The following is a 6,743-nucleotide window of genomic DNA, read 5'->3' on the forward strand; positions in this document are numbered from 1 at the left end:
TTCAGGAACTGTCTAGAGGCGCTTTGACAACGCCGTTACGGGTTCTTTTGTGGACTGCGTAAGAATCCCCCGCCTTTAGGCGGTGGGAGTGTCAATCTTGATCTCCACATAGCAGCAGGGATCCCCACTGCCGGCAAAGGTCATCGGGATCCCTCCTTCAAAGGCGGTCATCACGTAGGCTTCCAGCTTGCCCACCTGTTTGGCCAGAGCAGCAGAGAGCGACTTGAGCAGCGCCTCTACAGCGGCAGGTTCCGGCTTTAGAGGCGTTTGCAACTTGATCAAGGGCATAGGCACTGCTTTTTGTCGACAAGTTGATCTTGCCGTTGCCGGCTTGTTTTTTGCGGGATCCCCCTGTGGTAGCTTAGCTGCAGAGTTCCGCCGATCCCCATGGAGCAGAGGAAGCCGGTCAGTTCTGAGCCTAACCACCCCACTCGAGCTGAGGCAGGGCCGCAGGAGGTGCGAACCGAGGCTGCTCCTGCCCCTGTCGGCCCTTACAGCCAGGGCATTGCCGCTGCGGGGCCATTTCTATTCGCCGCCGGACAGGTGGGCCTGGATCCCAAAACCGGCAAGCTGGCGGGGGAAGATGTTGCCTCGCAAACTCGGCAGGCGCTGCTGAACCTGAAAGCCGTGCTGGAAGCAGGGGGAACAAGCTTGGCCAATGTGGTGAAGACCACCGTTTTTTTGGCGGATATGAAAGACTTTGCCGCCATGAACGCGGTTTATCGAGAGTTTTTTGCCGCCGATCCGGCACCGGCCCGCTCTTGCGTGCAGGTGGCTGGCCTGCCCTTGAATGCCTTGGTGGAAATCGAGGCGGTGGCCTGCTACCGATAGCGGCGGTTAAAAGCTGCAACTCTTCAACCCCCAGATCCAGAATGTTGGCCATCTGGGCTGGGGCGACCGTTTTCCTCGGGTGCGGATCCCGGCAAGTCGGGCACCGGGTCGTAGCCTCCCGGGTGCCAAGGGTGGCAGCGGCAGAGGCGGCGGATCCCCAGCCAACCGCCTCGGATGGCACCGTAGCGCCGCACGGCTTCCAGGGTGTACTGGGAGCAGGTGGGGTAGTAGCGGCAGGCAGGCGGTAGCAGAGGGGAGATGGCCACCTGGTAGCCTCGAATCAGGGCAACTAAACCGCGAGTCAAGGGATCCGACCGTTCCGCCATAGGCCAGCGTACAAAAAGGCCATTTCCAGGCTAACGTCTGCCCTCCTGCGCAGCTCCAGACAAGAGGTTAAGATCCAAAAAGTCACCACCCAAATATACATTTCGTAATACTTCTGTTCGGGGATGCCGTGGAGACGGCTTTGCTCCTCGGCATGGTTGTAAGAGTTTCATCAGGAGTGGGCGTGAGGGCATTTGGGCGGCTACAGCCAGCACAGCGGCGCAACTTGGGCATTTTGTTCGTGGCCGGGCTGCTCTTTTGGGCCAGTCTGTCTGCGCTGTTGCCCACGCTGCCGCTCTACGTCCGGGATGTGGGCGGCACCAGCCAAGAGGTGGGCTTGGTGATGGGGGCCTTCTCGATTGGGCTGCTGGCTTTTCGTCCTTGGCTGGGGCGGCTGGCGGATGGCCACAGTCGGCGCATTGTGTTGCTCATCGGCATGGGCGCGGCGGGGATGGCGCCTTTGGGGTACTGGCTTTGGGATTGGATCCCGTGGATAGCGCTGGTACGGGCCTTTCATGGGATCAGCATCGCCGCTTTTGCCACCGCCTACGTTACTTTGGTGGCGGATTTTGCCCCGGAAGAAAAACGCGGCGAGATCTTGGGCTACATGAGCTTGGTCAATCCCATGGGTGTAGCCATCGGCCCTGCTTTGGGCGGTTTTTTGCAGGAGCTGGCCGGTTATGGCCCTCTGTTTCTCTTCGCCGCTTTGCTGGGGTTGGTGGGCTTTTTCTGTACCCAATTGGTTCGAGAGCAGCGCCGTGGGGATTGGAGATCCCTGCCCTCGGATGGGGCGTTTTGGGGCCTTGTGCTCAGCCCGAAGGTGTGCTCTCTCGCCGGGGTCATGTTGTTGGTTGGCCTGGCCTTTGGCACCCAGACCACGTTTGTGGCTCTGTTGATCCAAGAGGCCGGAGTTCCCCTGAATCCAGGTCTTTTTTATACGGCGGTGGCCCTGTCCAGCTTCGGCGTGCGCCTGCTGGCTGGTCGCGCTTCCGACCGCTACGGGCGGGGGCCGTTCATCTCGCTCAGCCTGGCCACCTATGCTCTGGCGATGGGGATCCTGAGGGTTGCCGACAGCGCTGCGGCTTTTCTCGCCGCCGGGATCGTGGTGGGGTCGGGTTTTGGCACCTTGATCCCGCTGATCTCCGCCCTGGTGGCGGATCGCTCTGAGCCGGCGGAGCGCGGTCGCCTGTTTAGCTTGGTGATGTGTGGCTTTGACTTGGGCATTGGGCTGGCGGGGCCGATCCTGGGCACGCTGGCGGGGGGGTTCGGGTATCGGGCCATGTTTGGCTACGCCGCCCTTCTGGCGTTGGCTTCCTTGGGCTCTTTTCTCTGCTTCTCCAACGGGCGACCGGGATCCTCCCTGCGCTTTGCCTTGGGCCTGGAAACCGATCGGTTTCGACAGCCAGATCCTGTCCCTTCGGAACAGCCCCAGCCGTCCCCTCCCCTGCCAACGGGATCCCGTCCTGCCCTCTAGGCACCCTGATTTTTGTCCCCAAGTCCGATTTGCCCTATCCTAGGCTGGGGTTGCTGTACAAAAAAGAACTCTGGGCAGATGGGAGCACGGGGTTGGCTTGCCCTCCTGGGATCCCTGCTGGTGGGCGCCTTAGGGGGATGGATCGAGAGCGCTTGGGGGGTAACGGTGCGGGTGGCCTTGGCCGATGCCACCGCCCCTTTGGTGGTGGGGGTTTCTCTCCCTGCCCAACTGACCAATAGCCGCCAAGAGGTGCTGGCCGAGTTGCCCCCCATGCAAGGGTTTCTGGCCCAGCCCGGCCCTCAGGGGGTGCGCCTGCAGGGGGTGGTCAGCCCGGTGTTGTTCATCGAGCCGCAAGCGGGTGGCCTGGTGGCGGTGGATGGCCGCTGGTATTCTGGCAAAGTGCTCCTGACCGGCTACAACCGCTTGCTGGCCATCAATTACGTGGATCTGGAAGACTACGTGGCCGGCGTGGTGGAAGCCGAGATGGGATCCCGCTTTCTGCCCGAGGCCCTCAAGGCCCAGGCGGTGGCAGCCCGCACCTATGTTCTTCACCACCGCAATTCCCGCGGCTGGTTTGACGTGTTTAGCGACACCCGCTCCCAGGTGTATCGGGGTCTGTCGCAGCGCTCGGCAGCCGCCCTAGCAGCAACACACGCCACCCGCGGCATCGTCATGGTGTATGGGGGGCAATTCGTGAATGCCATGTATAGCGCCAGCGCCGGCAGCCAAACCGTCGGGGTGAGCGGGATCCCTTACCTAAAAAGCCTGCCGGATTTTAGCCCCTATCCCAAGTACGGGCATGGCATCGGCATGAGCCAGTGGGGCGCCCAAGAATTGGCCCGCCGGGGCTGGACTTACCGCCAAATCTTGGCCTACTACTACCCCGGCGTCAGGTTTGGCCGGTTGCCGGATTGACCTACTCCCCCTTGCTCTGGGTTGCCAGGGGTGCCCATCTCCCCAGGTTGCCCTTCAGCCGCAAACGGGCCGGGTTCACCCTTGGCCGGCTTCTTCTGGTTAAGACCGGAGTGGACCTAAATAGGGCAGCCACAACTTTGCCCAAGAGCTTTTGTGGGCATGCCGATCCCGGCCTAGGGGACAAAACTGGCGGGCTGAGAAGCAGCAACCCAGACCACGCAATCTCCCCTCACCTCCAACCAGCCACCCCCTGGGTAGTCGGGGCTGCGGCTGCGGCGGCCTGCTTTCAGGAGCCGGATCCCGGCTTCCACCTGCTCAAAAGTCGGGTGATGGGGCAGCAGCAGCGACAAGAATTGGAACATCACCTGCCGCTGCAGAGCCAGGGGCGCAGCCCGCAAGGGATCCCGTCGCAGCCCCGGCAAAGCCGGCTCGTACACCTGCAACCATAGTTGGGCGGCTTGCGCCACCACCAGCTCATGCTCTGCCTGCAACAGCGTGGCCGCCCGATTCAAAGCCGCTTCCAGTTGCGGGTTAAAGTGCTGCTTGAGATAGGGCATCACCTCTAGGCGAAGGCGGTTGCGGCCATGAGCCAAATCCTGGTTGCTGCGATCCGGCCAGACCGGCAACTGGTATTGTCGGCAGAACTCTTCCGTTTCCCAGCGGGAAAGGCCCAGCAGGGGACGCACCAACCAAGCGGAGGTGGGATCCCGCTCGTCCAAACGCCGTTGCCAATCTAGGCTGACCAGGCCGGCAGCCCCCGTGCCCCGCAGCAGGTTCCACAAAAACGTCTCCGCCCGGTCGCTGGCCGTGTGCCCCGTGGCCACCGCCTCGCAGCTCCAGGTGCGCGCCCATTTGTCCAGTTGCTGGTAGCGCCAAGCCCTGGCCCCCGCCTCATCCCAGCGGATGGGATCGGCAGTCTCAACGGCGTGGGGCAGGCCCTGCTGTTGCAGCCATCCCTGCAAAAACTGGGCACACGCCGTCTCATCGGCTGACCAACGGTGATCGCAGTGCAAAACAAAGATCTGCCACCGCCAGCGCGGCTGCAAATCCCGCAAGATCTGGAGCAGGGAAAAAGAATCTTGTCCGCCGGAAAAAGCTACCAGCAGCCGCTGGCCGGGGCGAAGCAGTTGCCGCTCGCGAATGGCACACTGAACCCGCAAGTGAAGAGGAGAAAGCCTGGCCACAGTTGGCTATTGCTCGGGGGCAACCCAGACCTGGGATCCCTCAGGCAAGGGCCCGAGTGAGATGCGAGGCCACCGTCTGCACAGCCGCAATGCTCCGCTCGTAGGCCATGCGAGTCGGCCCCAGCAAGGTGACCGTCCCCAGCGGCGCCGAGCGGCGGCGATAAACTGAGGCGATGACCGTGCAGTGGTGCAGCGATTCCAGCGGGTTCTCGCTGCCAATGTAGATGATCACGGGAACGTTGTGGGATGGATCCTGATCTGCGGTGCTGGAGGATGCCTTCTCCCTGGCCGACGGGGCCGAGAGAGCCGCTTCGCTCGTGAACAGGCAACCTGGCGTGGAATAGAGCCCGATCATCCCCTGCAGCTGCTCGGATCCCTCTTCGAGCAACTGGGCCACCGCCTGCATCCGCTGAGCCTGGGAAAACTCCGGCTGCCGCATCAGCTCCGTCATGCCCGCGCTGAACACCTGTCCTAGAGAGGGCCGCAGGTAGCGTTGGACTACCGAGCGCAGCAGTTGCTGCAGCCAATGGCTGTAAGCGCGAAACTCCTCATCCAGCTTCAACCAGCTCAGATCCTGCAGCTCGGCAAAAGTCTTGCCCCGCAATTTCAGGGTGAGGAAGTTGCTCAGTAGCTGCAGTTCATCTTCCAGATCCTCGCGCCGATCGTCAGGCCAATCCGGTGGGCTGACCAAGGCCGAGTGGGTTTGATAGGAATCCGTAACCACCAGCACCATTACCCGCCCCGGCCCCACCGACAACAACTGCACGTGGTGAACGGCTACCACCGGCCCCTGGGGAGGGGTGATGAGGGCGATGCAACCGCTCAAGTGGGCCAAAAGCTGTGCCACCCTCTGTAGGAAGCTATCGAGGTCGTCCCCCAGCTCACGGTTGAGCTGATCCAGCAACTGCTGCAGCGCAGGATGGGGCTCCGGCTGGGGAGCATCGTTCGGGATCCCATCCATGTTGGCGGAGCTCAACAGATCGTTCACATAGACCCGATAGCCAAAGTCAGAAGGGATCCGACCGGCAGAGGTGTGGGGCTGGAACAGCAACCCAACCTGCTCCAGCGTGGCCAAGTCGTTGCGAATGGTAGCCGTGCTGACTCCGAGGTTGTAGGACTGGGCCAAGGTTTTGGAGCCGACAGGTTCTGCCGTGGCAATATACCTGCGCACCGTTGCCCACAGGATCTTCCGTTGTCTAGGAGTCAGTTCGAGTTTCATGGCTGCTCAAAAGAACCCAATCAACACCTGCTAAGGGGAATTAGCCAATGGATCTCAGGTCAACCAAGCTAGGGCTAAATGAGGATCAGATAAACTTTTACTTCTCTCTTTAACTTTATTGTTACGCTTTCATCTTGGGTTGCAGGCGCGGAAAATTGCAACAGCAGAGGTGGAAAGAGGTGGAGGCTCTTGGTTTGGCGAGAAAAGCGGAGCTCCCTGTAGCCTCTGCATCCTTATTTTTGCCCAAAGGGGGTACTAAAGTGTTAAGTCAACTCTAGGCTAAGTGAGCCTGCTGCTGCCTGTTCTGTATCGTTTTGTATCTTTCGAGGTCGCTCCATGTACTTGTCCCCCCAGGAGGTTGCTCTACCTGGCCGTCCAGCTAGCTCGGGATCGGCGGCAGTGGGGCCTCCAACTCAATTACCCCAAGGCGGTGACCTACCTGAGCGCAGCTATCTTGGAGGGGCGCGGGAAGGGAAAACCGTTGCTCAGGTGATGAGCGAAGGTCTGACGTGGCTGAGCCGAGAGGACGTGATGCCAGGGATCCCGGAAATTCAAGTAGAGGCCACCTTTCCCGACGAAACCAAGCTGTTAACCATCCGCTAGCTGCTTTCTAAGGATCCCCCAAAGACCCAGAGACTTTAGGAGGTTGTCCATCAGAACCTCCGGGGTACTCCCGCCACAGCGCAGCTTGGCGGGCTGTAGGATAGGCGGTGAGACGAAGGGGTTCAATGCCCCTGAGTCTCACAATCTGGGCGTTGCCTGCTGCTCGACATACTTCTTCAACTCCTCAACGGTG

The 6,743-nt window shown here is 61.1% G+C and carries 7 protein-coding genes and 1 pseudogene; 4 read left to right on the forward strand and 4 right to left on the reverse strand.

Annotated features, from left to right (window positions below):
• Positions 1-75: 75 nt before the first annotated feature.
• A complete protein-coding gene (locus tag ACVWXC_RS13105; protein ID WP_011431387.1) occupies positions 76-288 on the reverse strand; it encodes a phenylpyruvate tautomerase MIF-related protein in 213 nt (70 codons plus the stop codon).
• 168 nt (positions 289-456) lie between these two features.
• Here ACVWXC_RS13105 and ACVWXC_RS13110 point away from each other — a divergent pair, with 168 nt between their 5' ends.
• The gene (locus tag ACVWXC_RS13110) at positions 457-831 is read left to right on the forward strand and encodes a RidA family protein (RefSeq protein ID WP_011431385.1); all 375 of its coding nucleotides are present in this window, start codon (positions 457-459) and stop codon (positions 829-831) included.
• A gap of 23 nt (positions 832-854) precedes the next feature.
• Here the strand turns inward: ACVWXC_RS13110 and yidD are convergent, their stop codons facing one another.
• On the reverse strand, positions 855-1,157 hold the full coding sequence (yidD, locus tag ACVWXC_RS13115) for a membrane protein insertion efficiency factor YidD (protein WP_099812756.1): 303 nt from the start codon (positions 1,155-1,157) through the stop codon (positions 855-857).
• 182 nt (positions 1,158-1,339) lie between these two features.
• Between yidD and ACVWXC_RS13120 the strand changes: the two genes are divergently transcribed.
• The gene (locus tag ACVWXC_RS13120; protein ID WP_457393217.1) at positions 1,340-2,629 is read left to right on the forward strand and encodes an MFS transporter; all 1,290 of its coding nucleotides are present in this window, start codon (positions 1,340-1,342) and stop codon (positions 2,627-2,629) included.
• A 78-nt stretch (positions 2,630-2,707) separates the two neighbouring features.
• Positions 2,708-3,544, forward strand: coding sequence for a SpoIID/LytB domain-containing protein (locus tag ACVWXC_RS13125; RefSeq protein ID WP_011431382.1), 837 nt, complete (start codon positions 2,708-2,710; stop codon positions 3,542-3,544).
• 173 nt (positions 3,545-3,717) lie between these two features.
• Here the strand turns inward: ACVWXC_RS13125 and tilS are convergent, their stop codons facing one another.
• Both tilS and ACVWXC_RS13135 read right to left on the reverse strand, forming a co-directional pair.
• Positions 3,718-4,728 carry a tRNA lysidine(34) synthetase TilS gene (tilS, locus tag ACVWXC_RS13130; RefSeq protein WP_011431381.1) on the reverse strand — a complete coding sequence of 337 codons (1,011 nt, stop codon included), beginning with the start codon at positions 4,726-4,728 and terminating at the stop codon, positions 3,718-3,720.
• A gap of 40 nt (positions 4,729-4,768) precedes the next feature.
• Positions 4,769-5,947: an HrcA family transcriptional regulator gene (locus ACVWXC_RS13135; protein ID WP_011431380.1), complete on the reverse strand. Its 1,179-nt coding sequence runs from the start codon at positions 5,945-5,947 to the stop codon at positions 4,769-4,771.
• Positions 5,948-6,305: 358 nt separating this feature from the next.
• On the opposite strand from ACVWXC_RS13135, the pseudogene ureA reads away from it, so the two are divergent.
• A pseudogene (ureA, locus tag ACVWXC_RS13140) lies at positions 6,306-6,550 on the forward strand (urease subunit gamma).
• The last annotated feature ends 193 nt before the right edge of the window (positions 6,551-6,743 follow it).

It is taken from the genome of Thermostichus sp. OS-CIW-20 (assembly GCF_054061455.1).

Coding starts and splice junctions, on each gene's coding strand:
- ACVWXC_RS13135 (WP_011431380.1), bottom strand. CDS start 5,947: ATGAAACTCGAACTGACTCCTAGACAACGGAAGATCCTGTGGGCAACG.
- ACVWXC_RS13105 (WP_011431387.1), bottom strand. CDS start 288: ATGCCCTTGATCAAGTTGCAAACGCCTCTAAAGCCGGAACCTGCCGCT.
- yidD (WP_099812756.1), bottom strand. CDS start 1,157: ATGGCGGAACGGTCGGATCCCTTGACTCGCGGTTTAGTTGCCCTGATT.
- ACVWXC_RS13125 (WP_011431382.1), top strand. CDS start 2,708: ATGGGAGCACGGGGTTGGCTTGCCCTCCTGGGATCCCTGCTGGTGGGC.